Raw genomic sequence first — 24,354 nt, 5'->3', positions numbered from 1 at the left:
GGTCATCGCGGGCTCCTCCCCCGCGGGCTTACACCCATACCCTCCAGGAGAGGGCCGAGACGACTCGGAACACCTTCGGGCACAAGCGATTCCGGCAGCGGGATGGCCGCGAACACGGTCGGCCAGCCGGGGCGCGGACCGTTGCCGTTGTAGTACGGGTTGGTGGGGTCGACCGGCACCGGCGGCCCGTACGGCGGCGGAACGTAGACCGGATCAGGTTTGCCCACACCGAGATTGCCCAGGGTGACGCCGATCTGCTGATCCACCGACAACCAGGTGTTGACCTGGCCGCCGAAGGTGCCGAGCAGCGAGGAGTCGGGGAACGGGTAGGTGGGGATGAGCGGGAACCCGGTCACCAGATCCGGTGCGGCCGCGCCCAATTCCTGCAGCGTAGGCCGCAGCGAAGTGAGGTCGCGGATCAGGTTGTCCTTGGAGGTGTTGATCACGTCGAACCCGGCCCGACCGACCCGATCGAGTTGCGCGAGCAAGGAAACCAATTGGGGCCGTTGCTCTTCCAAGATCCGGATGCCCTCCGGCAGCTCCGCCAGGATCCGGTCGATCTCGCCGGTCCGGGTGCTCACCCGGCTGCTGAGCAGGGCCAGGCCGTCGATCGCCCGGGTGATGTCCTCGACCTGCTGGTTCAAGCCACCGATCAGGATGTTCGCCTGCTCGAGCAGCGAGCGGACGCGGCCTTCCCGCCCGCCCAAAGTCTTGTTCAACTCCCCGACGATGGGCGCGAGCTGAGCGACACCGCCGCCGTTGAGCAGCAATGACAGTGCGCCGAGCACCTGCTCGAGCTCGACGGCGGCGCGCGTGCGGTCCAACGGAATCACCGCCCCGCTCGTCAGCCGGGCCGCAACCGCGTCGGCGGGCCTGGACAATTCGATGAACTTCTCCCCCAGCAGATTCGACTGCCGCACCTCGGCGTGCGCGTTGGCGGGCAAGTCGACCGAATCGTTGACCACCACACGGACATTCGCGGTCCACCCGCTCGAGCCCAGGTCAATCGACTCCACCCGGCCGACCGGCACGCCCTCGACTTTCACCGCCGACTGCGGCACCAGATCCAGCACATCGTCGAATTCGATATTCAGGCGCATCGGATGCTTCCCGATATTCGCGCCGCCGGGCAGCGGAACGCTGTAGATGCCATTTCCGCACGCGGTCAGCACCACCGCGCCGAGAGCGAGCAGACCGGCCCAGGCCTTCGGGAAGGTCATCGGATACCTCCCGGCTGCCGCGACGGCGGTAATTGGTTCGAGGGCGTGCCGGGTACCGTGCCCGGCACCGGGGCACGCTGCTGGTTCTCGGCGCTGAGAATTCCGAACGGCAGGATCAGCGATGGCGTTTGGACCCCCGCGGTGATCTGGTCGGCTATCTCGCGACAGTGTTCGATCAGCGGCCGCATCTGCCGCCCGACCGCTTCGAATTCCGGGTCGCCGGGCATCAGGCGGGACAGGTCGATCATTTTGCAGATCACCCCGAACGGATCCTGTAGATCGGTGAAGTTGGCGCGCATGTCGAGGGTGCCGGATTCCGCGTTGTGCACGTTGATCAAATTGCTCAGTGCCAGCGTCAGCACCGGCAGGGCAGCCGCCAGATCGTCACGCTGATCGGCCAGCGTCCGGGTCAACGACGTGAGCGCGACGGCGTTGTCGCCGATCAGCGCGTTGTTCTCGTCGAGGAAACGAGCCACGTCCCCGAGGCCGATGGACAGCAGATGCAATGCCGCACCGAGGTTTTGGCGTTCGTCGCCGAGAAAGCCCGCGAGATCGGCCAGTTGGGCATTGAATTGCCGCACCTGCTGATCGTTTTCGGCCAGCATGCTGACGAATACCTGCAGGTTCTCGACCGTGTCGAAAATGTCGCCGCTGTCATCGGCGAGAAATTTGGCGGCTTTGCTCAGTTCGGTGATGGTGCGGCCCAGCGCTTCGCCGTTGCCGGCGAGATTCGCCGCCGAGGTGCGCACGAGTTCGTTTACCGCGCCCTCTTTGTCGGCCCCATTCGGGCCGAGCGCCTCGGTGAGTTCGGTGATGCTCCGGTAGAGCTCGTCCACCTCCACCGGCGTGACGGTGCGTTCTTTCGGAATCACCGCGTTCCGGGGCATTTTCGGGCCACCCCGATAAACCGGCATCAATTGGATATAGCGATCGGCGACCACCGAGGGCGTGACCTGCGCCGCCTTCGCGTCAGCCGGAATGTCGTAGGCGCGGTCCACGCTCATGACGACCTTCACCTGAGCACCCATCGGCTCGATGGAATCGATCCGGCCCACCGCGACGCCGAGCACCCGCACGTCCGAGCCCGCGTAGATGCCGACGGCACGATCGAAATAGGCGGTGATGCGTGTGGTGTTGAGCCGCGAATCCAGCCACCACAGGGTCGCGCACAGCGCCACCACGGCAACCGCGAGCAGCGCCAGAACTTTGGTGCTCCGGCCGGCCGAACGCAGGACGGTCAGCGGATCACGCCGGTTTCCCGCCATCAGCCGCCTCCCATATTCCGGACGGGATCGCGGTACCCGGGAATTTCCGGCAGCGCGGGCGGGATCAGATTGACGATCACCGCGTCGAACCAGCGCCCGGTGCCCAGCACGTTGGCGTACAGCCCGTAGAACGGCGCGGCCAGTTCCAATGTCTTGGTGATGTTCTGCTCGTTGGCGTTGAGCAGGTCGATCGCCCCGCGCAGATTGGTCAGCGCGGTCCCGATCTGTGCTTCGTTGTCACGCACCAGCGCGCTCAATTGCGTCGCGACGGTCTGCGCGCCGGTGAGCAGTTGACGGATGGAGTGCTGCCGAATGTTCAACTCCGCGAACAATTGTCCGCCGGTGCTCAGCAGCCGCTCGAACTCCGCGCTGCGGTCGGCCAGCACCTGGGTGGTCTGCCGGGTCGCGGCGAACAGCTTCTTCAGCTGGTCGTCGCGCTTGGCGATGGTTTCCGAGAGCCGGCCGAGGCCGTCGATGGAACCGCGCAATTCGCCGGGCGTGGTCGCGAAGGCTTCCGACAGCACCCGCATGCTGGTGGCCAGCTGTGCGGTGTCGATCTGCTCGATCTGCCGGGTGGCGTCGGTGAACGCTTCCATGACGTCGTAGGGGGTTACCGTGCGCGACAACGGAATCGGCTGTGCCGGGTCGGCCGCGCCGGAACCGCGCGGGTCCAGCGCCAGGTACTTCTGCCCCAGCACGGTCTTGATCTGGATGGACGCGGTGGTCTGGTCGCCGATCCAGGCATTCTGGGTCCGGAACTCGACCAGCACCCGGTCGCCGTCGAGCCGGATGTTTTGCACCGAACCGACTTTCACTCCGGCGATGCGGACCTCGTTGCCCTTCTTCAATCCCGCGGCCTCGGAGAATTCGGCGGTGTACTTGGTACCCGCGCCGATGATCGGCAGCCGATCCAGATAGAACGCCGACAGCGTCGCGCACAGGATCAGGAACAACCCCAGCATGCCCACGAAGGCGGGGCTGCGTTTGCCGAGCAGGATCCGGTCGTCCATCAGCGCGCCTTTCCGGAGCAGCGCGGCGCGGCATTGGTGTACAGCGGCTGGTTGATCGTCGGCATCCCGGCCGGCAGGTTCAGTTGCGGAGCATCCACCGCGCCGGGGCCGACGACGATGTCGATGCCGCACAGGTAGAACTGGAACCAGGAGCCGTAACTGCCGGCGCGGCCGAGCTTTTCCATCTTTCGCGGCAGATTCGCCAAGGCCTGGTTCACCTCGCCGGAGCGCGCGTTCAGCGGGCCCGTGAGCTGACTCAATCCGGCGATGGACCCTTGCAGCGTGGGCACCACCGGCACCAGCAGATCGGCGGTGGCCGAGGCCAGATCGCCCAGCGAACCCACCGAAGCGCCGATCACGGCGCGCTGGGCGGCGAGCCCGGCGACCAGCGCCGAGGTATTCACGATCAGTTGATCGAACTGATCATCCCGTTCGTTCACCGCGTCGAGCACCGTGGTCAGATTCCTGACCAACTCGCCGATCACCGCGTCCTTGTCCGCGATCTTGTTGGTCAGACTCGCCGTGCTCGCCACCAGATCGTGAATGGTGCCCTGCTCGCCCTGAAACACCTGAATGATCTCGAACGCCAGCTTGTTCACGTCCTCGGCGGTGAGGGTGCGGAACAGCGGGCGGAACCCGTTGAACAGCGTGGTGAGGTCCAGCGCGGGCCTGGTGTGCTCGATCGGGATGGTCTCGCCCCGGTTCAATTTCCTGCCCTGCTCGCCCGCGCCCTGCTCGAGCGCGAGATACCGCTGGCCGACCAGGTTCCGGTACCGGATGGCCGCGATAGTGGAGGCGGGCAGCCAATTCCGGTCCTGCACCTGGAAATCCACCTGCGCCAGCCGCTTGTCCACGATGGAGACCTTGGTGATCTTGCCGATCCGGACGCCGGCGATGCGCACCTCGTCGCCCTTGTTCAGCCCGGTGACATCGGTGAAGATCGCCTTGAACGGGGCGCCGCCGCCGGTGTAGTTGGCGATGGACAGCGCCAGGACGGCGGTCGCGATGAGCGTCACGATCACGAAGATGATCAATTTGATCAGTGCGCCGCTCGCGCCGCGCAGCATCGCACTCATCGGACGCGCACCTCGCTTCCGCGAAAGGCGGGCGCCGCGGCGCGGGTCAGCCAGCTCGGCACCTCGTCCGGCGAAACTCCCTGTGCCGCACCATAGATGGCGCTCAGTGACCGCTGCTCACCGGGCGTCCCGGCCAGCGTGGGATACACCGCGTACTGCGGCGCGTCCATCGCGCCGATGGTTTGATCGCCGGGGTAGCGGGTCGGCGGCTGGTAGGAGCCGTCGTTGTTCGGGCCACCCGGATATTGCCCCGCGTCCACACCCAGCGGAAACTCCGCGAAGCAGGCCGGGCCGCGGGTGTCGAGCCAGCGCGGCTCATCCTGGTTCGGCAGGTATTTGCCACGGGTGTTGGTCAATTCGATGGTCACCCGGGAACCCGGCCGATCGGTGCCCTGACCGAAAATATTGTCGATGCGCGGCTTCATCTTGGCGAAGTTCGCCATCGCGCAGGTATAGGTCGGCGAGTACTCGGCGAGCATTTCCAGGGCCGGCCGGGAGTCGGCCGCCAGCTCGATGATGTTGTCGCGGTTGGCGATCAGGAAATCCGCGGTACTGCCGGCGGCCGGTGTCAGAACCGCGTACAGCTGTTCGAGCTGGCCGCGACGCTGCACGATGGTCGCGTTGGTGGTGCGCAGATTGTTCAACGCGTCGATCAACTGCGGCAACGCGTCGGAATAGGTGTCCTCGACCGTGGCCAGGCTGCGCAATCCCGCCCGCAATTCCGGCAGCACGCCGTTGACCTGCCGGAAGACGTTTTCGAGATCGTCGAGCCCCGCCCCCAACTCGTCACCTTTCCCGACCAGCGCCTGTGCGAGCGCGCCCAGGGTTGCCGCGAGATCCTGTGGCGGAATGGCCTGCAGCAGCGGCAGCAGATCGTCGAACACCCGGCTGAGCTCGAGCGCGTTGCCGCTGCGATCCTGTCGCAGAACCACGCCGTCGGTGAGGTGCCGGGCACTGGGATCGCCGGGAATCACCAGATCCACATACCGTTCACCGAACAGCGTCTTGGGTAGCAACCGGGCGGTCGCGTTGACCGGGATCATCGCGGCCTTGCCGGGATCGATGGCCAGATCCAGGACCACCTTGCCGGCGTCCGCCCGGCTTGCCCGCACCTCACCCACCGTGACGCCGCGGGTCTTCACCTCCGCGTTGCGGGTCAGCGCGTTGCCCACGCTGTCGGTGATCAACTCGATGTCCACCGATTTCACGAAGTGCTTGTTGTAGACGGCGACGCACACCCAGACGAACAGCGCCAGGATCAGAAAGAACGCGATGCCGAGCAGACGGATCCGGAACGGCTCGGTCGCCCGCCATCGCTCGACGCTGTTCATCCCGCGATCCGAACCGTCGTCGACGTCCCCCAAATAGCCAGGCTGAGAAAGAAATCCAGCACATTGACCAGCACGATCGCCGAACGCACCGCCCGCCCCACCGCGATACCCACACCCGAGGGTCCGCCGGTGGCGTTGAAGCCGTAGTAGCAGTGCACCAGGATGATCACGAACGCGAAGATCAGCACCTTGAGGAACGAATACAGCACGTCCTGCGGTGGTAGGAACAGGCTGAAGTAGTGGTCGTAGACGCCGCTGGATTGCCCTGCGAACCAGATGCTGACCGTCCGCGAAGCCAGATAGGTGCCGAGCAGACCCACGATGTACAGCGGGATGACAGCGAGGAATCCCGCGATCAGCCGGGTGCTCACCAGGAACGGAATACCGGGCACTGCCATGACTTCGAGCGCGTCGATCTCCTCCGAGATACGCATCGCGCCCAATTGCGCGGTGAAACCGCACCCCACCGTCGCCGACAAAGCCAATGCCGCGGTGAGCGGGGCGATTTCGCGGGTGTTGATGTAGGCGGTGAGGAAGCCGGTGAGCACCGAGGTGCCGAGCGCGTCCAGCGCCTTGAAGCCCTGCAGTCCGACCACGAAACCGACCGAGGCGGACATGAACACGATCACGCCGATCGTGCCGCCGATCACCGCGAGCGCACCGGAGCCGAAGGTCACCTCGGCCAGCAGCCGCTGCACTTCCTTGCGGTAGTGCACCGCGGTCCGCGGGATCCAGGCGATGGCACGCGAGTAGAACAGCATCTGCTCGCCGGCTTGATCGACCAGCGCCACCGGCGCTTTGGCGGCCCGTTCGGCCAGGCGGATGGACTTCGCCACCACCGGAGCTCGGTACCGGGTCGCCATGGCTCAGGCTCCCTTGGCCGGAACAACCTGTAGATAGACCAGCGTCAGCACCAGATTCACGAAGAACAGCACCAGAAAGGTGATCACCACGGATTGATTCACGGCCTCGCCCACGCCTTTCGGCCCACCGGCGGGATGTAAACCCTTGTACGCGGCGATGACTCCGGCCAGCAGCCCGAAGACCAGCGCCTTGATCTCCCCGATCCACAGGTCCGGTAGCTGGGCCAGCGCCGAGAACGACGCGAGGTAGGCGCCCGGCGTACCGCCCTGCAGCAGCACATTGAAGAAATACCCGCCGGCGATGCCGACCACCGACACCAAACCGTTGAGCAGCACCGCGACCAGCATCATGCCCAGCACCCGCGGCACCACCAGCCGATGGATCGGGTCGACGCCGAGCACCTCCATCGCGTCGATCTCCTCGCGAATGGTGCGCGAACCGAGATCGGCGGCGACCGCCGAACCGGCGGCGCCCGCGATGATCAGGGCGGTGACCACGGGCGCGGCCTGCTGCACGGTGGCGAGCACACTGGTAGCGCCGGTGAAGGATTCGGCGCCGAGCTGTTTGACGAGCGAGCCCGTCTGCAGCGAGACGACGGCGCCGAACGGGATCGCCACCAGCGCGCTGGGCAGGATCGAGACACTGGCGATGAACCAGGATTGCTGGATGAACTCCCGCCACTGGAACGGTGCCTGGAACGTCTTGCGCGCCACGTCGGCGAGGAGCGCGAAGATGTTGCCGGCCTGGCTGAATGCGGACTCGACTGGAGTCCGGAAACGCACCAGGGTGGGGTTCACCCGGCGAATGCTACCTGCTGGCTACCCTTTAGCTGTGTTGTGCCGCATAGTCGTGTCGTACGCGCCACCCAATTCCGGTGCGCCACCGTCGTAGTTGGGTCCGGCCTGCGTATAGGCCGGAAGCACCTGGGTGTCACCGTCTTCGTCCAACGACTCACGGATCGCGTCCTGGGCCGCGCGCGGCAGGGTGTGCATGATTTCGCGGACCCGGGCCTTACGCCGAGCAACCGCCTGGCGAACCGGCATACCCGGCTGCGCCTTCATCTGCGGAATGATGCCCTCGACCTCTTCGGCGCCACCGTGGTGATGACCGGCGTCGACCATGGCCTGCTCGCGGGCCATCTGCGCCTCGTCCTTCTCCTCGGACATGCCGATCGGGCCGATCATGCGACCGTTGAGGAACTGCTTGACCACGGGCTCGTCGGAGGTGAGCAGCACCTCACGCGGACCGAACATGACCAGCTGCCGGCGGAACAGCATGCCGATGTTGTCGGGCACGGTGCGGGCCAGGTTGATGTTGTGCGTCACGATCAGGATCGTCGCGTCGATCTGCGCGTTGATGTCGATCAGCAACTGCGACAGGTACGAGGTACGCACCGGGTCGAGACCGGAGTCGGGCTCGTCGACGAGGATGATCTGCGGGTCCAGCACCAGCGCGCGAGCCAGCCCGGCGCGCTTGCGCATACCGCCGGAGATCTCGCCGGGCAGCTTGCCCTCGGCGCCGAGCAGACCGGTCAGCTCCAGCTTCTCCATGACGACTTTGCGGATCTCGGACTCGGACTTCTTCGTGTGCTCACGCAGCGGGAAGGCCACATTGTCGAAGAGGTTCATCGAGCCGAACAGCGCGCCGTCCTGGAACAGCACGCCGAAGAGCTTGCGGATCTCGTAGAGCTCCTTGTTGGAGCAGGTCGTGATGTCGGTGCCGTCGATGAAGATGGAGCCGCGCTCGGGGCGCAGCAGGCCGATCAGCGACTTCAGGAAGACGGACTTACCGGTACCGGAGGGGCCCAGCAGGGCGCTGACCTCACCGGAGGGCAGCGTCAAACTCACGTCCTGCCAAATACGCTGTGAACCAAAGGACTTGGTTACACTTTCGGTCCTGACCTCGACGCCCACGCCAACCTCCACAAATTCTTCAGCGAGCCCCCCACGTGCCGAAACCGCGCGATCTCGCGGTGTGTCACGTCACAGTGGGTCCGGTCACTGTATCTCACGTGCGAGATGCGGCGCACCCCAACCTGACCGAAGAGTAACCCAGACAGGTATCGCGGGTAAGGATCGCCGGCATGCGAGTCCGAAAATGCAAAACGGGCGACTCCCCACAGGGGAGCCGCCCGTTCGAGCGCGATACCGTCGAATTACTTGACGGTGATCTTGGCGCCGGCGTCTTCCAGCTTCGCCTTGGCAGCGTCGGCCGCGTCCTTGGCAACCTTCTCCAGGATCGCCTTCGGGGCGCCCTCGACCAGGTCCTTGGCTTCCTTCAGGCCCAGGCCGGAGACGATCTCGCGAACGACCTTGATGACCTGGATCTTCTTGTCGCCGGCCGACTCGAGGATGACGTCGAACTCGTCCTGCTCTTCGGCGGCCTCAGGGGCGGCACCGGCGGGGCCGGCAGCGGCGACGGCGACCGGAGCGGCGGCCTTGACGTCGAACTTCTCCTCGAACGCCTTCACGAACTCGGACAGCTCCAGCAGGGTCATTCCGCCGATGGTGTCGAGCAGCTCGTCAACGTTAGCCATTGATATTTCCTTTCGATGGGGTCATCTCCGCGGAGGCGGCGATGAAAATGCTTGGGCTGCGGCGTGAGCTCAGCGCGCGGAGGCGGTAGCGAAGCGTAACCATGTAGCGCGTAGGGAACGCCGCAAATATTCGGATGACTTATTCGGCGTCGGCGGCCGGAGCATCGGCAACGGCGCCACCGGCGCGCTGCTTCTCCTCGAGGGCCACGAGCAGGCGAGCCATCTTGGTCGCCGGAGCGGCGAACGTGGCGGCAGCCTTCGACAGGTTGGCCTTCATCGCGCCGGCCAGCTTGGCCAGCAGGACCTCGCGGGACTCCAGGTCGGCGATCCGCTCAACTTCGGACACGGACAGCGCGGCGCCGTCCATGTATCCGCCCTTGATGATCAGCGCCTTGTTGTCCTTGGCGAAAGCCTTGAGCGCCTTCGCGGCGTCGACCGGCTCACCTTTGATGAAGGTGATCGCGGTCGGACCGACGAACAAGTCATCCAGGCCTTCGACGCCAGCCTCGGCGGCAGCGCGCTTGACCAGGGTGTTCTTGGCGACGGAGTAAGTGGCGTCCGCGCCCAGGGCACGACGCAGCTCGGTGATCTTGCCGACCGACAGGCCACGGTATTCCGTGACAACGGTGGCCGTCGAGCTCTTGAACTGCTCCGTGATCTCCGCGACCGCGGTGACCTTCTCGGGTTTTGCCATACTTCGCCTCCTCTCTGGATGGTCGGTTCGTATTCGCGAACTTCCGAATTCCATCTCGCTAGCGACTGCTTGCAGGTCGCTCGAAAGGATCAGCCTGGCGAAATAGCAAACGCCCCGGACGCAGAGCGTTCCGGGGCGCACAGGAATCATTCGTTTTACCGAATCATGTCCCTAACCTCGGCTCTCCCTGCGTGGGCCGCCGGCAATAACGCCGGACCTTCGACCGCACCCGGACGGGCACAGCGACCAACGGTCTTCGGTAGAACGGATTGGGTAGTTATCGAACTGGTCGATTACTTGCTCCTACGGTACAGGCACCTGCCCCATCTGCCAAAACGGGGTCGTTCCGCGGCCGATACACCGCTCGCTTCCTGTGACCAACAACACAAACAGACGCCGAGTGTGGCCGAAGTCGCCGCTCGCAAGTGTTACTTGCGGTGACACTTACTGCTTAGCTGCTGCACTATGGCAACCTCCATAGTCGCTCCACCACAGCTGCTGGAACGACGATCGCAGCGCTTCCTCGCCCTGGCCGTGATCTGCCTGGCCGAACTGCTGGTCGTCCTCGACAACACCATCGTCAACGTCGCGCTTCCTTCCATCGGCGTCGAGTTACGCACCAACGTCAGCGGCCTGCAATGGGTGGTGGACGCGTTCACCCTCACCTTCGCCGGTCTGCTGCTGGCGTTCGGCAATCTCGGCGACCGCTACGGCCGGAAGCGGGTGATGATGGCCGGCCTGGCCGGCGTCGCCGCCATGTCCATCGCGGGCGCACTCTCCGAATCCATGAGCACGGTCATCGCCTCGCGCGCCGCCATGGGCGTCTTCGCCGCCGCCGTCTTCCCCGCGACTCTGGCCCTGATCATCAACATCTTCACCGATAAGCGCGAACGCGCGCTGGCCATCGCCGCCTGGACCGCCATGGCGGGCTTCGCCATCGCGATCGGCCCGATCTCCGGCGGCTGGTTGCTGGAGCATTTCTCCTGGCACTCGGTGTTCTGGATCAATGTGCCGGTGGCATTGCTCGCTCTGGCCGCCACCTGGTTCTGGGTCCCGGAATCGCGCTCAGCACAGGTCGGCAAGCTGGACCTGCCCGGTATCGCGCTGTCCATCGCGGGCATCACGCTGGTGGTCTGGGCGATCATCGAAGCGCCGCACAATGGCTGGTTGTCGGTCGTCACACTGGGCACCGCCGCCCTGGGCGTGGTGCTGTCGGCCGCCTTCATCGGCTGGGAATTACGAACCAGCGCACCGATTCTGGATATGCGCCTGTTCCGCAACCGCCGATTCTCGTTGCCCGCGTCGTCGATCGCGATCGGCTACTTCTCCATGTTCGGCTTCCTGTTCCTGATCACCCAGTACTTCCAGGGCGTCCGTGAATACACCCCGCTCGAATTCGGCATCGCCTCACTGCCTTTCGCGTTCTCGGTCGCGATCGGCGCGCCGGTCGCCACCCTGCTCGCACAGCGTCTCGGCACCACGCCGGTCATCGTCTTCGGCCTGCTGCTCACCGGCCTCGGCCTCTACCTCGGCGGCCAGGTGACCGTGGACAGCCCCTACCTCACCGACGTGCTGCCCTCGATGGTGTCGATGGCTTTCGGCCTGGCCATCGTGCAGGGCCCGGCCACCGAATCCATCATGGGCGCACTGCCTTTGGACGAAGCCGGCGCGGGCTCGGCGGTCAACGACACCACCCGCGAGATCGGCGGCACCCTCGGCGTCGCCGTACTCGGCTCGATCGTCGCCTCCTACTACACGACTCGCGTCGAACCGCTGATCGGGAAAATCCCGCCCACGCTGATGAGCGAGGACCAGAAGAGCCTGGTCCAAGCCAGCCCCCTCAGCGTGCTGGAGATCCGCAAACGCGAACTGCCCACCTTCCTGGAGAGCCAGCGCGAAACCCTCATCACCGCAATGAAATCGGCGGCCCTGGAAGGTTCGCACGCCGCCTCCCTGGTAGCGGCGGGCGCGGTGGTCGTCTGCGCAGTGATCGTCGCGATCTTCCTGCCCTGGGGTGTTCCGGAAGGTGAATCGGTGCTCCTCGGCTGGCGTAAGACCGATAAGGCACAGGGCGATTAGCTCAGTCGGATACGCCCGGGTGAGCAGGCTCGATTCGCCTGACATTCGTCGCCTTGTCGATGCCTTTGTCGAAGGAAGCGATTGCCGAACCCTCGTCGGCCTCGGCAAGGGCCACCAGGTACGCATCGGCGAAGGACAGCCGATGGTGCTCATAGACATCAATTGTCCGGATCAGCAGCGCGGGATCGTCCGTCACGATATTGCGAGTCCCGATCAACGCTCTGGAGACCAGTGCGACCTGGGGTCTCCCCACCTTGTACACGCTCTGCAAGACATAGACCGTCTCCGCGAGTATCAGGTCAGGCAGAAAGAGTGCTTCGGAGTCGGCGAGAAAGGCGGTGGCCCGTTTGCCCAAGTCCGGTGGGTCCTGGGTGAAATGGCGTATCAAGATGTTGGTGTCCAGGAAGACCGTCATATCTTGTCTTCCCGCCATTGCGCGGCCCAGGCATCCTCGCGCACCTCGTCCCAAGACTTCCCCCGCACCTCGGGCGGCACTGGCACACTGCCCGCGAGTTCGAGCAGATCCGGCGTTCGCGCGAGCACGACGACCCGGCCCTCTACTCGGAAGAGAACGTTGTCGCCGACCTGCAACTCCAACGCGTCACGAATCGCCTTGGGCAGCGTTAGCTGTCCCTTCGAGGTCAATCTGGCCTGAGCATCCATGACTTCTCCTTACTTTGCCCCGCAAGTAAGGATAGCGAAGCGCCGACAGTCGAGTCACGCTTTTCCGGCCGGATACGCCGCGAGGGCGGGAACGCGGATTGCGTTCCCGCCCTCGGCGGTTGGTGTTCGGGTGCTACTGCGCGTCCTCTTCGAGGAGGTTGCGGGTGCGGTTCGGGTCCACCGGGATGCCCGGTCCGGTGTTCGTCGAAACCGTGATCTTCTTGACGTAGCGGCCCTTGGCGGTCGACGGCTTGACGCGCAGGATCTCCTCCAGCGCGGCGCCGTAGTTCTCCACCAGCTTGGCGTCGTCGAAGGACGCCTTGCCGATGACGAAGTGCAGGTTGGCCTGCTTGTCGACGCGGAAGTTGATCTTGCCGCCCTTGATGTCGTTGACGGCCTTGGTCACATCCGGGGTGACGGTGCCCGTCTTCGGGTTCGGCATCAGACCGCGCGGGCCCAGGACACGCGCGATACGGCCGACCTTGGCCATCTGATCCGGGGTGGCGATCGCGGCGTCGAAGTCCAGCCAGCCGCCCTGGATCCGCTCGATCAGGTCCTCGGCGCCGACGGCGTCCGCACCGGCGGCCTCGGCCTCGGCGGCCTTGTCGCCGACCGCGAACACGATGACGCGGGCGGTCTTGCCGGTGCCGTGCGGCAGGTTGACCGTGCCGCGGACCATCTGATCGGCCTTGCGGGGATCCACACCGAGACGAACGGCGACCTCGACGGTCGCGTCGGTCTTGGTGGTGGCGGTCTCCTTCGCCAGCCGCGCGGCGGCCAGCGGGGAGTACAGCTTGTCGCGATCGACCTTCTCGGCCGCGGCGAGGTACGCCTTGCTTCGTTTTGCCATGTTGCTCTGTCCTTGTTCTGGTTCAGATGTGGTTCCCGGGCCTGGCCGGCCCTCCCACATGGATGGAGGCTTTTATCAGCCTTCGACCGTGATGCCCATCGAGCGCGCGGTGCCGGCGATGATCTTCGCGGCCTGCTCGATGTCGTTGGCGTTCAGGTCTTCCTGCTTGGTCTTGGCGATCTCCCGGACCTGGTCCATGGTGACCTTGGCGACCTTGGTCTTGTGCGGCTCGGCCGAACCCTTCTGCACACCGGCGGCCTTGAGCAGCAGCCGGGCGGCGGGCGGGGTCTTCAGCTTGAAGTCGAACGTCCGGTCTTCGTACACGGAGATCTCGACCGGGATGACATTGCCGAGCTGCGCCTGCGTGGCGGCGTTGTACGCCTTGCAGAACTCCATGATGTTGACGCCGTGCTGACCGAGCGCGGGGCCGACCGGCGGAGCCGGATTCGCCTTACCGGCCTCGATCTGCAGCTTGATGAGCCCGGCGAGCTTCTTCTTCTTGGGGGGCATCTTTCTTCCTTGGTTTCGGTTCCTTACGGTTGCCGTAAGCCTTAGGCGGGCGCGGCGAAGCCAGGACGACTTTCCCTGGATTCACGCACGAACCCATATACCTTACCGGGACCGCCGGCTCGGTAATCGAGCGGGTCCCGTCGTACGAAGATGGGGCCCCACGCGGGAGCCCCATCGGACTAGATCTTGGCGACCTGGGTGAACGCCAGCTCGACCGGAGTTTCGCGGCCGAAGATCGACACCAGCACCTTGAGCTTCTGCTGTTCGGCGTTGACCTCGGAGATGCTGGCGGGCAGCGTCGCGAACGGGCCGTCCATGACGGTGACCGACTCGCCGACCTCGAAGTCGACCTCGATGGTCGGCTTGGGTGCCACGTCGGAGGAGGACGAAGCACCGGCGGCGACTTCCGCGGCCGTCGGCTTCTTCTGCTGCTGCGCGGCCGGAACCAGGAACTTGACGACCTCGGCGATGGTCAGCGGGGACGGGCGCGAGGTGGCGCCGACGAAACCGGTGACGCCCGGGGTGTTACGCACGGCGCCCCAGGATTCGTCGTTGAGTTCCATCCGGACCAGGATGTAGCCGGGCAGCACCTTGCGATTGACGTGCTTGCGCTGGCCGTTCTTGATCTCGGTGACCTCTTCGGTCGGCACCTCGACCTGGAAGATGTACTCCTCGAGGTCCAGGTTCTGCACGCGGGTCTCGAGGTTGGCCTTCACCTTGTTCTCGTACCCGGCGTAGGAGTGGATGACGTACCAGTCACCCGGAGCGCGGCGCAGCGCGGCTGTCATCTCGGCGACCGGATCGGCCGGCTCGGCGTCGATAGGCGCGGCCGGAGCAGCCTCGGCGTCGTCGACAGCAGCGGATTCCCCGGCGGTCTCGGCGGCTTCCACCGCGTCGTCGACCGGGAACTCGTCGTTTGTGTCGTTCTCCGGGGTGCTCACTTGGCACTCACTTCCTGTGTCGTCTGTACATGGCGTTAGCGGCGCTGCACCGGAGTCCCAGGCTAGCCGAACAGCCAGTTGACACCCTTGATGAACGCCAGGTCCAACCCGCTGATGAACGCCACCATGAAGATCACGAACACCAGAACAACGGTCGTATAGGTGACCATCTGCTTCCGGTTGGGCCAGATCACCTTGCGCAGTTCCGCGATAACCTCACGCAGGAACTTGCTCAGGCGCTTGAACGGGTTGCCCCGCTTTTCGCCTTTGGTCTTGTCAGTCTTCTTCAGCGACGGGCGATCGATCGTGGCGATCGACCCGGTGTCCGCGGCGGAACCGCGAGTCCGACGCGCGGACCGCTTCCCGCTCGGCCGAGCCACCGCGGCGGTGTCATCGCCATCGTCGGCCGCGCCGTGGCGAGTATCCCGCTCGTCGACCACGTCGATCCTCTCTCGTCGCTGGCTGGGTTCTTTCGAGCGACCCGCGAACAGTCGCTACGGCTAAGGGCAGGGGCGACAGGACTTGAACCTGCAACCTGCGGTTTTGGAGACCGCTGCTCTGCCAATTGAGCTACGCCCCTTTGATCGGACCGAAGTGCGTCCAACCACTTTCGTTATTCAGTTGTACCTTATTTCGGGTTGTCACATGACACGCGCGCTGCTCGAGAGCAGCGCGCAGCGGCTGGTGACCCCGGAGCACGAGTCTACGTTACCTCCCGCGCCAATTACCAATCCGGGGCCACCGGGCTCGCTCAGGACAGCTGAACCGTGGCCGTCGCGCGCCCGAAGATCTTGCGCCCGGCCGACTTCGCGACCATCGCGATCACCGCGGTGCGGGTTTGCGGATCGACCGACTTCACCTTGCCGGTGAACTCGACCTCGGCCGCCTCGTCGGAACCGACGTAGACGGGGCTGGTGAAACGGACGTTGTATTCCTTGACCGCGCCCGGGTCACCCAGCCAGGAGGTGATGAAACCGCCGCCGAGGCCCATGGTGAGCATGCCGTGCGCGACCACGTTGTCCAGGCCGACGAGCTTGACCACCTCGTCGCTCCAGTGGATCGGGTTGGCGTCGCCGGAGACGCCGGCGTAGTTGACCAGATCGCCGCGAGTGAGCCGGACGGTGCGGGCGGGCAGTTCGTCGCCGGCCGCGATGTCCTCGAAACGCAGCGCCTGCTTGGACGGCGCGATCTTCGGGGTCTTCGCCGGGACGGCAGCGCCCTCGAGGGCACTGCTGCGGGGACGGTGGTCCGGCGCCTCGCCGTCGCCGACGCCGTGCATCAGCACGCCGCGCACGGCGCCCTGCAGGTTCGGGTCGATATCGCCGCCGCTGCGGCCGATCAGCGTGGTGTAGGTGGTGAGGACCAGCTCGTCGTGCTGGTCGGTGACGATGTTCTTGGTGACGATGATGTCGCCGCCGAACGCCTGCCGGAACGAGTGCAGGTAGACGTCACAGGTGAGCTGGTCGCCGACCTTGATGGGCCGGTGGAACTCCAGGATCTGATCGGTCTGCATGATCTGGCTCAGGTCGTAGCCGGTGACGATCTGCTCGAACAGCTTGCGCTGGGCCAGGATTCCGACCAGCGAAATGAAGGTGAGCGGTGCGACCAGGCTCTCATAGCCGTATTCGAGCGCCACGTCCTCTTCCCAGTGCACCGGGTGGTAGTCCTGCACGGCGCGGGCGTATTCGCGGACCTTCTCGCGGCCGACCTCGTAGTAGTCGTCGACGCGGTAGTGGTGACCGACCATGGCCGCCGCATGGGCAGCGGCGTCGAACTCGACGCTCGCTTGGACTTCGTCTGTACCGGTGGTGTTGATTGTCACGGGAGGACTGTACCTATCTGACCCCGCAGCCCGGAGTCGGCGGAGCAATCACGCCGACTTGCTGAGGGATCCCGGCGTGACCGCGAGTGGCGGCTGACCATTTCGAACGACCGGCAAGCAGTCGCAGGCGGTCGTCCGTATATCGCTCTTGCCCTGGATAGCGCTAAGGCCGGACTCTCGTCCGGCCCTGGCAGCTCTAGCTTTATATGGTCCCGGTTTAGCGGGATTCCTTGTGCGCCCGGTGGGTGTTGCAGTTCGGGCAGTACTTCTTGATCTCCAAGCGATCCGGGTCGTTGCGCCGGTTCTTCTTGGTGATGTAGTTGCGATGCTTGCACTCTTCGCAGGCCAAGGTGATCTTTGGCCGGACATCGGTGGACTTCGCGGCCACGACATTCCTTCTTTCGCGTCAACCTAGCGGTCTGGTTATTGGTAGCGATGGCCGGACTTGAACCGGCGACACAACGATTATGAGTCGTTTGCTCTACCGACTGAGCTACACCGCCACGGGGCGCATTGCCATTGGTGCCGCACCCAGCCCCACACTGTGGGGCACTATAGCGATGCCGAGTCGGTCACCACCGGCAATCCGGCGAGCCCCCTAACGGAATCGAACCGTTGACCTTTTCCTTACCATGGAAACGCTCTGCCGACTGAGCTAAGGGGGCATGACAGCATCCGCTCCGGGTCTTACTGACTGACTCGGCGCGGCGAAGTCTTGAACGAGATTACACACTCCTCGGTCGCACCGCCAAATCGTGAGGTCAGAAGCGGTTTCCGAAGGATGTCCGGCCGCCGGGCGGCGGGCGCGCCGGAAAAACCAAGAACCCCCGCCGATCAACTCGATCGACGGGGGTTTCCGGTGGCAGATGTAGGATTCGAACCTACGTAGGCTTTCGCCGACAGATTTACAGTCTGCTCCCATTGGCCGCTCGGGCAATCTGCCATCACGCTAGGCGCGGTGACGAGAATACAACCAACCCGCACCCCCAATGCAAACCGGCTGCACAACACCGGTTTGAGGGCGGCTCCGCGTGGCATCACCGTCCTGCCCGGCTACCCGTGCCGTGCTGCGGCGGGACTACCGTCGCCCTTCCGGGTAGAACTAACGATGTCCGGAAGTGACCGTCGGCGATTGCTCGCCGATCGTTCGAGAACTTCAGCCAGGAACAGGAGCGCAGTGTGGCCGATTCGTCTTTCGATGTCGTCAGCAAGGTCGACCGGCAGGAGGTCGACAACGCCCTGCATCAGGCGGAGAAGGAGCTGAACACCCGCTACGACTTCCGTGGCACCGGCGCCACCATCGAGTGGTCCGGCGAGGACAAGATCGTGCTGACCGCCGAGGCGGAGGAGCGGGTCAAGGCCGCGCTCGAGGTGTTCAAGGAGAAGCTGATCCGCCGCGACATCTCGCTCAAGGCGTTCGACGCCGGCGAACCACAGGCCTCCGGCAAGACCTACAAGATCACCGGTGAGCTGGTGCAGGGCATCGACACCGAGCACGCCAAGAAGATCTCCAAGAAGATCCGCGACGAGGGCCCCAAGGGCGTCAAGGCGCAGATTCAGGGCGATGAATTACGAGTCAGCAGCAAGAAGCGCGATGACCTGCAGGCCGTCATCTCGCTGCTGAAGGGCGAGGATTTCGGTATCGCGCTGCAGTTCGTCAATTACCGATAGACGTCGATACCGATAGACGCGGAAAAGGTTGGGCGGCTTGCGGTTTCAGTGATCGCGCGGGCCGCCCGCCAGTTCTTCGAGGCGCGCGATGCGCTCGGCCATCGGCGGATGGGTGGAGAACCAGCGCGCCGCCCGCTCACCATTGCGGAACGGGTTGGCGATCATCAGGTGCGACTGCGTCGTGAGCTGTGGCTCGGGGGGCAGCGGAGCGGCCTGGACGCCACGCTCCAGCTTCCGCAGCGCCGACGCGAGAGCCAGTGGGTCACCCGTCAATTCGGCGCCGGACTGATCCGCCTGGAACTCCCGGGAGCGCGAGACGGCCAGCCGCACCAGGGTCGCGGCGATCGGGCCGAGAAGTGAGATCAAAAGCACACCGAGGACATTGGGGCCCCCGCCGCTGTCGCGGTTGCCACCGAACATCGAGGCGAAGAAGGCCAGGTTGGCCAAGCCGGAGATGACGGCGGCGAGCGCGCCCGCGATCGAGGAGATCAGGATGTCGCGGTTGTAGACATGCGACAGCTCGTGGCCGAGCACGGCGCGCAACTCCCGCTCGTCCAAGATCTGCAGAATGCCGCTGGTACAGCAGACCGCGGCATGTCGCGGACTCCGGCCGGTGGCGAAGGCATTGGGTGCGTTGGTGGGCGAGATGTAGAGCCGCGGCATCGGCTGACGTGCCGTGGTCGCGAGTTCGCGCACGATGCGGTAGATGACGGGCGCTTCCAGCTCACTGACCGGCTGGGCGTGCATCGCCTTCAACGCGAGCTTGTCGCTGTTGAAATAGGCGTAGGCGTTCGTGCCGACCGCGATCAGGATGGCGATGACCAGAATCGTCGGGCTGCGGAACATGGCCCCGGCGAAGACGATCAGCGCCGACAGCCCGACCATGAGCCCGAAGGTCTTCAGGCCGTTCGCATAACCGCCGTGCATAGGTCGCTCATCCGCCTCTCCGCGTCTTGCGCCCGGACCCGGGCGCCACAGCAGTGGCGCCGGCGGCCGGCGGCGACGCAGTAGCCGAGTCAGCGAAATCGGCACTCACGTCGGGCATCTCCGAGCCACCGGCACTTCGCTGGCATTACACGAGGTCAACGACAGGCGGGCGGGCAAGGTTCCCGCTCGAGCTGTGGCTCAGCCGACCCGCTCGATGGTGTAGCGGACGAGTCGCTCCAGGGCGTCATTGGCCGGGCCGGCGGGCAATGCGGACAATTCGGCGTACGCGATGTCGGCGTAACCCTGCAGCTTCTCCTTGGCCAGCACCATGCCGCGAGAACGTCCCAGCAGCGCCAGGGCCTCCTCGACCTCGGCGTCGGTCTCCAGCGGGCGGGCCAGCACAGGGGGATGGTCGGAGGCGGAGCCGACGGGGTGGGTGAGCACAGGGGGATGGTCGGAGGCGGAGCCGACGGGGTGGGTCAGCATCGCGCGCAGGCGGTCGCCCTCGGCGCCTTCCTCGCGCAGCGCGTACAGCACCGGCAGGGTGTGCACACCCTCGCGCAGATCGGTGCCCGGCGTCTTGCCGGACTGCTCGGCCGCCGAGGAGATATCGATGATGTCGTCGGAGATCTGGAAGGCGGTGCCCACGGCGTCACCGAGGCGGGCCAGACGCTCGACATGGTCGGTGTCGGCGCCGGAGAACGTGCCACCGAAACGGCCCGACGCGGCGATCAGCGAGCCTGTCTTCTCCCAGACCACGCGCAGGTAGTGCTCGATCGGATCCTGGGCTTCGCGAGCACCCATGGTTTCCCGCATCTGGCCGGTGACCAGTTCGGCGAAGGTTTCGGCGATGATGCGCACCGCGTCCGGGCCCAGGGTGGAGGTCAGGCGGGAGGCGTGCGCGAACAGGTAGTCGCCGGCCAGGATCGCGATGCTGTTGCCCCAGCGGGAATTGACGCTCACGGCCCCGCGGCGCATCGGGGCCTCGTCCATCACGTCGTCGTGGTACAGCGTGGCCAGGTGCACGAGTTCGACGACGGTGCCGGCGGTGATCAGCGCGGGATCGGTGGGGTTCGGGCCGAGCTGGCCGGTGAGAATGGTGAACAGCGGACGGAATCGCTTGCCGCCGGCCTTGGCCAGATGCAGCGCCGCTTCCTGCAGGAAGTCTTCGCCGTCGGACAGCTCGTCGATGAGGAGTTTTTCGACCTGCTCGAGGCCGTTGCGCACAGTGCTCGCGAGCTCGGAGTCGCCGAGATCGACCCCGGCCACCACGGTGCTGAGTTCGCCCGCCCCCTCGGCTCCGCCTCCTGCCATCCCCGAGTGCTCATCCACAGCCGATGTGCTCATTTCTTCTCCCAGCGATGCGTCCGACCCCACGGTAAGAACCTAGCGTGTCCCAGCCACGCGGCCCCATGAACACCGTCACTATGTGGTGCACCATCCAGCCTTCCATATGGGGCGTACGCGAGACGGCTGGGCCGCGCCGGATTCGCCGTGTTGGCGGGCACACCGCGTCGACACGAACATGACCGTCCTGCAAGTATTGAGCGCATGGGTTCACCGGATGTCACACCCGCGAACGCGCTGCCCACCCGGACCGAGGTTCTGGTCGTCGGTGCGGGCCCGGCGGGTTCCGCCGCGGCGGCGTGGGCGGCGCGGGCGGGTCGCGAGGTGCTGCTGATCGATTCCGCGGTGTTCCCCAGGGACAAGACCTGCGGTGACGGATTGACACCGCGCGCGACCAAGGAACTGGAGCACCTGGGGCTCGGCGACTGGCTGCGGGCGCACACCGTCAACCACGGTCTGCGGATGACGGGGTTCGGTCGCGAGGCGCTGCTGCCCTGGCCCGCCGGTTCCTTTCCGACCTATGGAAGTGCCGTGCCCCGAACCGAACTCGACGACAAGTTGCGTGAGACGGCGGTGAAGTCGGGGGCCGGGATGCTGGACGGCACCAAGGTGATCGATGTCACCCGTGCGGGTGATCGGGTCAGCGGGGTGACGGTGCAGACCGGGGCGGGCACGCACGCCATCGAGTGCCGCACGCTGGTGGTCGCCGATGGCGTGCGCTCCCCCATCGGCAAGAAGCTCGGCCGTACCTGGCATCGCCGGTACGCGTACGGCACGGCGGCGCGCGCCTACATCAAGTCCGCGCGCAGCGACGACCAGTGGATCACTTCGCATTTGGAGTTGCGTGACGCCGAGAACAATCTCGTGCCCGGTTACGGGTGGGTGTTCCCGCTCGGCAACGGCGAGGTGAACATCGGCGTCGGGTCCCTGGCCACCGAGGCGCGACCGTCCCACATCGCGTTGAAACCCCTTCTGCAGCACTACACTTCGCAGCGCTTCGAGGAGTGGGGGTTCGAAGGGGAACTGCGGGCGATCGCTTCGGCGCTGCTGCCGATGGGCGGGGCGGTGTCGAATGTCGCCGGACGGAACTGGGTGCTCATCGGTGACGCGGCGGGCTGTGTGAACCCGCTTAACGGTGAGGGCATCGATTACGGGCTCGAAGGCGGGCACATGCTGTCCGAACTGCTGGACGAACCCGATTTCACGCGGATCTGGCCGGAACTGCTGCGCGCCCGCTACGGGCGGACCTTCTCGGTGGCCCGGCGGATCGCGGGTCTGGCGACCCATCCGCGCATGGTGCCGCTCGGCGGTCCGCCCGTGATGCGTTCGAAGTACCTGCAGCGCACGGCGGTTCGGGTGATGGGCAACCTCGTCACCGACGAGGACCTCGACATCACCGCCCGCGCCTGGCATCTGGCCGGTCGCGCGTCCATGCGCTATGACGAGTTGCAACCCTTCACCTGATGGCCGCCCCTTCCGAGCGACCTGCGAGCAATCGCTACGGCCTGCCCGCGCTCTATCTGCTCCCGCATCTGCGACGGGCGCGGGACTTGGCCGACCGGAATTACGCCGATCCCCTGGACCTGGACGAATTGGCCTCGGCGGCAGGGATATCCAAGTTCCACTTCCTGCGCGCCTTCGCCGCGGTGTACGGGAAGACACCCGCCGTCTATCTGGCCGAGCGCCGTATCGAACGGGCGCAAGATCTTTTGCGCTCCACCAATCTGACGGTGACCGAAATCTGCATGCTGGTCGGCTACAGCAGCCTCGGGTCGTTCAGCAGCAAGTTCCGCCAGTTGGTCGGAGTCAGCCCCTCGGAATATCAGGCCAAATTCGCCGGCAGCGCGCCGCACATCCCCGGGTGCTTCATTTTCATGCACGGGCTGTCCGATCGGACTCCGCGCGATCAGCTCGGGGATTGACTACCCCGGATACCCGGCTGCGCAATTTCGGAGAAGCTGTCGGCGGGTGCGGGCAAATAGCCTGTACACATGACGACGATTAGCAACGTTTCCCTGGTCACGGTCTATGTGAACGATCAGACCGAGGCCAAGCAGTGGTATGTGGACAAGCTGGGGTTCGTGGAGACCAGTGACGTCACCATGGGCGAGAACGGGTTCCGCTGGGTGACGGTGGCGCAGCCGGACCATCTCGAATTGCAGGTGACGCTGATGGTGCCCGGCCCGCCGCTGGACGACACTATGGCCGAGGCGATCCGGCGGGCGCTCGCCAATGGCACGCACGGGGCGCTGGGCTTGCGGACCGAGAACTGTCAGAAGGCATTCGAGGAGCTGACGGCCAAGGGCGTGGAGTTCGTGCAGCCGCCGGCGGAGCGGCCGTACGGCACCGAGGCGGTCATCCGGGACAATTCCGGCAATTGGCTGGTGCTGGTGGAGCCCAAGGAATTCGATCCGAATTCGATGACCGATTTCGAGGCCTGCACCGAATAGGCGGATGGCGCCGGGGCTCGTCGTTGAGCACCCGGCGCGTCGGTATGCGGTGCGCGGCGGCCGGTTACGCGTTGGCCTGGCTGGCCACCCACTCCTGGATGAACTCACGCTCGCTGTTCAGCACCCGATGCAGCAATTGCTCGGCCAGCGGCTCGATAGCGCCGCCGACCAGCGGGACCTGCACGTCGACGGTGCCGACGACCTCGATCTCCGAGCCCTCGGCGGTCGGGCGCATTTCGTAGGCGCCCGACATCACCGAGTTGATGCCGCCGGTGGCGGCTTCGAGGGTGCCGCGGGCGGACTCGCCGTCCAGCGGGCCCCAGTTGTCGGTGCGCGAGAACTGGAGTTCGCTCTTGAGCACCTTGGTGACGAGGCTCGGAATCTTGTCCTCACTCGCTTTTTCGGTCATATGGATGCGGATGGTGTCCGCGCCGTCGGGATGGGTGAGTTCGATGGTGGCAGTTGTCGCTTCGGCGAACCTGGCGTGCCAGACCTTGTCATCGATGAGTGCCCGGTGGAGATCTTCGACCGGGATGCTGTAGGGCACGGTGAAGCTGAATTTTCGGGACATGGGCGCACAGGCTAGTGCAGGAGCTCAGTAGGCTTGAGTGGTGTCGGAAACCAAGCGGTCTGAAGCATCGCGCAGCGATTCCGTGCCGGGTGCCGAGCGGGACGTCCGTTTACGACGCACGCACACCGCCGTGCTCGCCGCGGCCACGGTGATCAGTGTGCTGATGGTCCTGCTGGTGCTCGCCGCCTGGCGCGACGACTATCTGATCAGCTCCGACAAGGGCACCACCACCGCCGAGGTGCTCTCGGCGGGGCGGCTGCGTTCGGCGGTCAGCTATGTGACGCCGGACGGCAAGAATCACAATCCGAAGGTCGGGGTGCTGTACCCGACCAATTTGACCGCGGGCGAGCGGATCAAGGTCGAGTACAGCCGTAAGGATCCCGATCTGGTCCGGGTCGCGGGCCGGGACGCGCGGGTCGCGCTGCTGCCCGCGGCGTCGGTCATCGTGGTGGCCTGGGGCGTGGCGCTACCCGCCCTCTGGGCTATCCGGCGGATGCGGCGCCGCGGTGTGAACCCGGCACCCTGAG

At 65.5% G+C, this 24,354-nt stretch carries 27 protein-coding genes and 4 tRNA genes; 6 read left to right on the top strand and 25 right to left on the bottom strand.

All coding sequences use genetic code 11. The annotated features are described in order from the left end of the window. Positions 1-2: 2 nt before the first annotated feature. From BJ987_RS08875 to rplJ, 10 genes are all read right to left on the bottom strand, one after another. Complete coding sequence (locus tag BJ987_RS08875) at positions 3-1,220, bottom strand: MCE family protein (RefSeq protein ID WP_209886669.1); 1,218 nt, start codon at positions 1,218-1,220, stop codon at positions 3-5. Continuing rightward, positions 1,217-2,485, bottom strand: a complete 1,269-nt coding sequence (locus BJ987_RS08870) for an MCE family protein (RefSeq protein WP_209886666.1) — start codon at positions 2,483-2,485, stop codon at positions 1,217-1,219. Before BJ987_RS08870 ends, BJ987_RS08875 begins: the two co-directional genes overlap by 4 nt. Next, positions 2,485-3,495 (bottom strand): MCE family protein, encoded by a 1,011-nt coding sequence (locus BJ987_RS08865; protein WP_245365874.1) that lies wholly within the window; start codon positions 3,493-3,495, stop codon positions 2,485-2,487. Before BJ987_RS08865 ends, BJ987_RS08870 begins: the two co-directional genes overlap by 1 nt. Further along, positions 3,495-4,571 (bottom strand): MCE family protein, encoded by a 1,077-nt coding sequence (locus tag BJ987_RS08860; RefSeq protein WP_209886663.1) that lies wholly within the window; start codon positions 4,569-4,571, stop codon positions 3,495-3,497. Before BJ987_RS08860 ends, BJ987_RS08865 begins: the two co-directional genes overlap by 1 nt. Beyond that, positions 4,568-5,902, bottom strand: coding sequence for an MCE family protein (locus BJ987_RS08855; RefSeq protein ID WP_209886660.1), 1,335 nt, complete (start codon positions 5,900-5,902; stop codon positions 4,568-4,570). Before BJ987_RS08855 ends, BJ987_RS08860 begins: the two co-directional genes overlap by 4 nt. Continuing rightward, the gene (locus BJ987_RS08850; protein ID WP_245366717.1) at positions 5,899-6,663 is read right to left on the bottom strand and encodes an ABC transporter permease; all 765 of its coding nucleotides are present in this window, start codon (positions 6,661-6,663) and stop codon (positions 5,899-5,901) included. Before BJ987_RS08850 ends, BJ987_RS08855 begins: the two co-directional genes overlap by 4 nt. Before the next feature lie 105 nt (positions 6,664-6,768). Beyond that, positions 6,769-7,563 carry an MlaE family ABC transporter permease gene (locus BJ987_RS08845; protein ID WP_209886654.1) on the bottom strand — a complete coding sequence of 265 codons (795 nt, stop codon included), beginning with the start codon at positions 7,561-7,563 and terminating at the stop codon, positions 6,769-6,771. A 21-nt stretch (positions 7,564-7,584) separates the two neighbouring features. Beyond that, complete coding sequence (locus BJ987_RS08840) at positions 7,585-8,679, bottom strand: ABC transporter ATP-binding protein (RefSeq protein ID WP_209886651.1); 1,095 nt, start codon at positions 8,677-8,679, stop codon at positions 7,585-7,587. Between the two features lie 242 nt (positions 8,680-8,921). After that, complete coding sequence (gene rplL / locus BJ987_RS08835) at positions 8,922-9,302, bottom strand: 50S ribosomal protein L7/L12 (RefSeq protein ID WP_209886648.1); 381 nt, start codon at positions 9,300-9,302, stop codon at positions 8,922-8,924. Between the two features lie 139 nt (positions 9,303-9,441). Next, positions 9,442-9,996 (bottom strand): 50S ribosomal protein L10, encoded by a 555-nt coding sequence (gene rplJ / locus BJ987_RS08830; protein WP_209886645.1) that lies wholly within the window; start codon positions 9,994-9,996, stop codon positions 9,442-9,444. Between the two features lie 465 nt (positions 9,997-10,461). On the opposite strand from rplJ, the gene BJ987_RS08825 reads away from it, so the two are divergent. Beyond that, complete coding sequence (locus tag BJ987_RS08825; RefSeq protein ID WP_209886642.1) at positions 10,462-12,075, top strand: MFS transporter; 1,614 nt, start codon at positions 10,462-10,464, stop codon at positions 12,073-12,075. A gap of 1 nt (position 12,076) precedes the next feature. Here the strand turns inward: BJ987_RS08825 and BJ987_RS08820 are convergent, their stop codons facing one another. From BJ987_RS08820 to BJ987_RS08765, 12 genes are all read right to left on the bottom strand, one after another. Then, the gene (locus tag BJ987_RS08820; RefSeq protein WP_209886640.1) at positions 12,077-12,490 is read right to left on the bottom strand and encodes a type II toxin-antitoxin system VapC family toxin; all 414 of its coding nucleotides are present in this window, start codon (positions 12,488-12,490) and stop codon (positions 12,077-12,079) included. Further along, positions 12,487-12,738, bottom strand: a complete 252-nt coding sequence (locus BJ987_RS08815; RefSeq protein WP_209886637.1) for an AbrB/MazE/SpoVT family DNA-binding domain-containing protein — start codon at positions 12,736-12,738, stop codon at positions 12,487-12,489. The genes BJ987_RS08820 and BJ987_RS08815 overlap by 4 nt, the downstream gene beginning before the upstream one ends. Before the next feature lie 133 nt (positions 12,739-12,871). Further along, a complete protein-coding gene (gene rplA / locus BJ987_RS08810) occupies positions 12,872-13,588 on the bottom strand; it encodes a 50S ribosomal protein L1 (RefSeq protein WP_209886634.1) in 717 nt (238 codons plus the stop codon). A 75-nt stretch (positions 13,589-13,663) separates the two neighbouring features. Next, positions 13,664-14,098 (bottom strand): 50S ribosomal protein L11, encoded by a 435-nt coding sequence (gene rplK, locus BJ987_RS08805; RefSeq protein ID WP_209886632.1) that lies wholly within the window; start codon positions 14,096-14,098, stop codon positions 13,664-13,666. Positions 14,099-14,277: 179 nt separating this feature from the next. After that, a complete protein-coding gene (gene nusG / locus BJ987_RS08800; RefSeq protein ID WP_209886629.1) occupies positions 14,278-15,039 on the bottom strand; it encodes a transcription termination/antitermination protein NusG in 762 nt (253 codons plus the stop codon). 62 nt (positions 15,040-15,101) lie between these two features. Next, positions 15,102-15,479, bottom strand: coding sequence for a preprotein translocase subunit SecE (gene secE, locus BJ987_RS08795; RefSeq protein WP_209886626.1), 378 nt, complete (start codon positions 15,477-15,479; stop codon positions 15,102-15,104). Positions 15,480-15,546: 67 nt separating this feature from the next. Further along, a tRNA-Trp gene (locus BJ987_RS08790) sits at positions 15,547-15,619 on the bottom strand. Positions 15,620-15,790: 171 nt separating this feature from the next. Further along, positions 15,791-16,861, bottom strand: coding sequence for a fused (3R)-hydroxyacyl-ACP dehydratase subunits HadA/HadB (locus BJ987_RS08785; RefSeq protein WP_307869549.1), 1,071 nt, complete (start codon positions 16,859-16,861; stop codon positions 15,791-15,793). A 217-nt stretch (positions 16,862-17,078) separates the two neighbouring features. Continuing rightward, positions 17,079-17,249, bottom strand: coding sequence for a 50S ribosomal protein L33 (rpmG, locus tag BJ987_RS08780; RefSeq protein WP_209886623.1), 171 nt, complete (start codon positions 17,247-17,249; stop codon positions 17,079-17,081). Between the two features lie 39 nt (positions 17,250-17,288). After that, a tRNA-Met gene (locus BJ987_RS08775) sits at positions 17,289-17,364 on the bottom strand. A gap of 89 nt (positions 17,365-17,453) precedes the next feature. Then, a tRNA-Thr gene (locus BJ987_RS08770) sits at positions 17,454-17,526 on the bottom strand. A 195-nt stretch (positions 17,527-17,721) separates the two neighbouring features. Then, a tRNA-Tyr gene (locus BJ987_RS08765) sits at positions 17,722-17,804 on the bottom strand. Between the two features lie 236 nt (positions 17,805-18,040). On the opposite strand from BJ987_RS08765, the gene BJ987_RS08760 reads away from it, so the two are divergent. After that, positions 18,041-18,532, top strand: a complete 492-nt coding sequence (locus BJ987_RS08760; protein WP_209886620.1) for a YajQ family cyclic di-GMP-binding protein — start codon at positions 18,041-18,043, stop codon at positions 18,530-18,532. 45 nt (positions 18,533-18,577) lie between these two features. On the opposite strand, the gene htpX is transcribed toward BJ987_RS08760, so the two are convergent. Then, positions 18,578-19,459: a zinc metalloprotease HtpX gene (gene htpX, locus BJ987_RS08755; protein WP_209886617.1), complete on the bottom strand. Its 882-nt coding sequence runs from the start codon at positions 19,457-19,459 to the stop codon at positions 18,578-18,580. Between the two features lie 198 nt (positions 19,460-19,657). Beyond that, positions 19,658-20,773 carry a polyprenyl synthetase family protein gene (locus BJ987_RS08750; protein ID WP_209898086.1) on the bottom strand — a complete coding sequence of 372 codons (1,116 nt, stop codon included), beginning with the start codon at positions 20,771-20,773 and terminating at the stop codon, positions 19,658-19,660. Positions 20,774-21,010: 237 nt separating this feature from the next. On the opposite strand from BJ987_RS08750, the gene BJ987_RS08745 reads away from it, so the two are divergent. From BJ987_RS08745 to BJ987_RS08735, 3 genes are all read left to right on the top strand, one after another. Then, positions 21,011-22,270 carry a geranylgeranyl reductase family protein gene (locus BJ987_RS08745; protein ID WP_209886614.1) on the top strand — a complete coding sequence of 420 codons (1,260 nt, stop codon included), beginning with the start codon at positions 21,011-21,013 and terminating at the stop codon, positions 22,268-22,270. Further along, complete coding sequence (locus tag BJ987_RS08740; protein ID WP_209886611.1) at positions 22,270-22,728, top strand: helix-turn-helix domain-containing protein; 459 nt, start codon at positions 22,270-22,272, stop codon at positions 22,726-22,728. The genes BJ987_RS08745 and BJ987_RS08740 overlap by 1 nt, the downstream gene beginning before the upstream one ends. 69 nt (positions 22,729-22,797) lie before the next feature. Then, positions 22,798-23,256 carry a VOC family protein gene (locus tag BJ987_RS08735; RefSeq protein ID WP_209886608.1) on the top strand — a complete coding sequence of 153 codons (459 nt, stop codon included), beginning with the start codon at positions 22,798-22,800 and terminating at the stop codon, positions 23,254-23,256. A gap of 64 nt (positions 23,257-23,320) precedes the next feature. On the opposite strand, the gene BJ987_RS08730 is transcribed toward BJ987_RS08735, so the two are convergent. After that, positions 23,321-23,827, bottom strand: a complete 507-nt coding sequence (locus BJ987_RS08730; protein ID WP_209886605.1) for a DUF2505 domain-containing protein — start codon at positions 23,825-23,827, stop codon at positions 23,321-23,323. A gap of 82 nt (positions 23,828-23,909) precedes the next feature. On the opposite strand from BJ987_RS08730, the gene BJ987_RS08725 reads away from it, so the two are divergent. After that, positions 23,910-24,353: a DUF3592 domain-containing protein gene (locus BJ987_RS08725; protein WP_209898084.1), complete on the top strand. Its 444-nt coding sequence runs from the start codon at positions 23,910-23,912 to the stop codon at positions 24,351-24,353. Position 24,354 lies beyond the last annotated feature (1 nt).

This window comes from Nocardia goodfellowii, from assembly GCF_017875645.1.
Taxonomy (GTDB): domain Bacteria; phylum Actinomycetota; class Actinomycetes; order Mycobacteriales; family Mycobacteriaceae; genus Nocardia; species Nocardia goodfellowii.
The sequence above is the reverse complement of the archived record's forward strand: the minus strand, read 5'-3'. Positions and strand labels throughout refer to the sequence as shown.

What these genes read in the sequence shown, in the direction of transcription:
- rplJ (WP_209886645.1), bottom strand. Translation starts at nt 9,996, where the DNA reads ATGGCAAAACCCGAGAAGGTCACCGCGGTCGCGGAGATCACGGAGCAG.
- BJ987_RS08850 (WP_245366717.1), bottom strand. Translation starts at nt 6,663, where the DNA reads ATGCTGTTCTACTCGCGTGCCATCGCCTGGATCCCGCGGACCGCGGTG.
- rplA (WP_209886634.1), bottom strand. Translation starts at nt 13,588, where the DNA reads ATGGCAAAACGAAGCAAGGCGTACCTCGCCGCGGCCGAGAAGGTCGAT.
- BJ987_RS08825 (WP_209886642.1), top strand. Translation starts at nt 10,462, where the DNA reads ATGGCAACCTCCATAGTCGCTCCACCACAGCTGCTGGAACGACGATCG.
- BJ987_RS08875 (WP_209886669.1), bottom strand. Translation starts at nt 1,220, where the DNA reads ATGACCTTCCCGAAGGCCTGGGCCGGTCTGCTCGCTCTCGGCGCGGTG.
- BJ987_RS08820 (WP_209886640.1), bottom strand. Translation starts at nt 12,490, where the DNA reads ATGACGGTCTTCCTGGACACCAACATCTTGATACGCCATTTCACCCAG.
- BJ987_RS08870 (WP_209886666.1), bottom strand. Translation starts at nt 2,485, where the DNA reads ATGGCGGGAAACCGGCGTGATCCGCTGACCGTCCTGCGTTCGGCCGGC.
- BJ987_RS08860 (WP_209886663.1), bottom strand. Translation starts at nt 4,571, where the DNA reads ATGAGTGCGATGCTGCGCGGCGCGAGCGGCGCACTGATCAAATTGATC.
- rplL (WP_209886648.1), bottom strand. Translation starts at nt 9,302, where the DNA reads ATGGCTAACGTTGACGAGCTGCTCGACACCATCGGCGGAATGACCCTG.
- BJ987_RS08740 (WP_209886611.1), top strand. Translation starts at nt 22,270, where the DNA reads ATGGCCGCCCCTTCCGAGCGACCTGCGAGCAATCGCTACGGCCTGCCC.
- rplK (WP_209886632.1), bottom strand. Translation starts at nt 14,098, where the DNA reads ATGCCCCCCAAGAAGAAGAAGCTCGCCGGGCTCATCAAGCTGCAGATC.
- BJ987_RS08855 (WP_209886660.1), bottom strand. Translation starts at nt 5,902, where the DNA reads ATGAACAGCGTCGAGCGATGGCGGGCGACCGAGCCGTTCCGGATCCGT.
- BJ987_RS08735 (WP_209886608.1), top strand. Translation starts at nt 22,798, where the DNA reads ATGACGACGATTAGCAACGTTTCCCTGGTCACGGTCTATGTGAACGAT.
- BJ987_RS08750 (WP_209898086.1), bottom strand. Translation starts at nt 20,773, where the DNA reads ATGGCAGGAGGCGGAGCCGAGGGGGCGGGCGAACTCAGCACCGTGGTG.
- BJ987_RS08815 (WP_209886637.1), bottom strand. Translation starts at nt 12,738, where the DNA reads ATGGATGCTCAGGCCAGATTGACCTCGAAGGGACAGCTAACGCTGCCC.
- BJ987_RS08745 (WP_209886614.1), top strand. Translation starts at nt 21,011, where the DNA reads ATGGGTTCACCGGATGTCACACCCGCGAACGCGCTGCCCACCCGGACC.
- BJ987_RS08865 (WP_245365874.1), bottom strand. Translation starts at nt 3,495, where the DNA reads ATGGACGACCGGATCCTGCTCGGCAAACGCAGCCCCGCCTTCGTGGGC.
- htpX (WP_209886617.1), bottom strand. Translation starts at nt 19,459, where the DNA reads ATGCACGGCGGTTATGCGAACGGCCTGAAGACCTTCGGGCTCATGGTC.
- BJ987_RS08730 (WP_209886605.1), bottom strand. Translation starts at nt 23,827, where the DNA reads ATGTCCCGAAAATTCAGCTTCACCGTGCCCTACAGCATCCCGGTCGAA.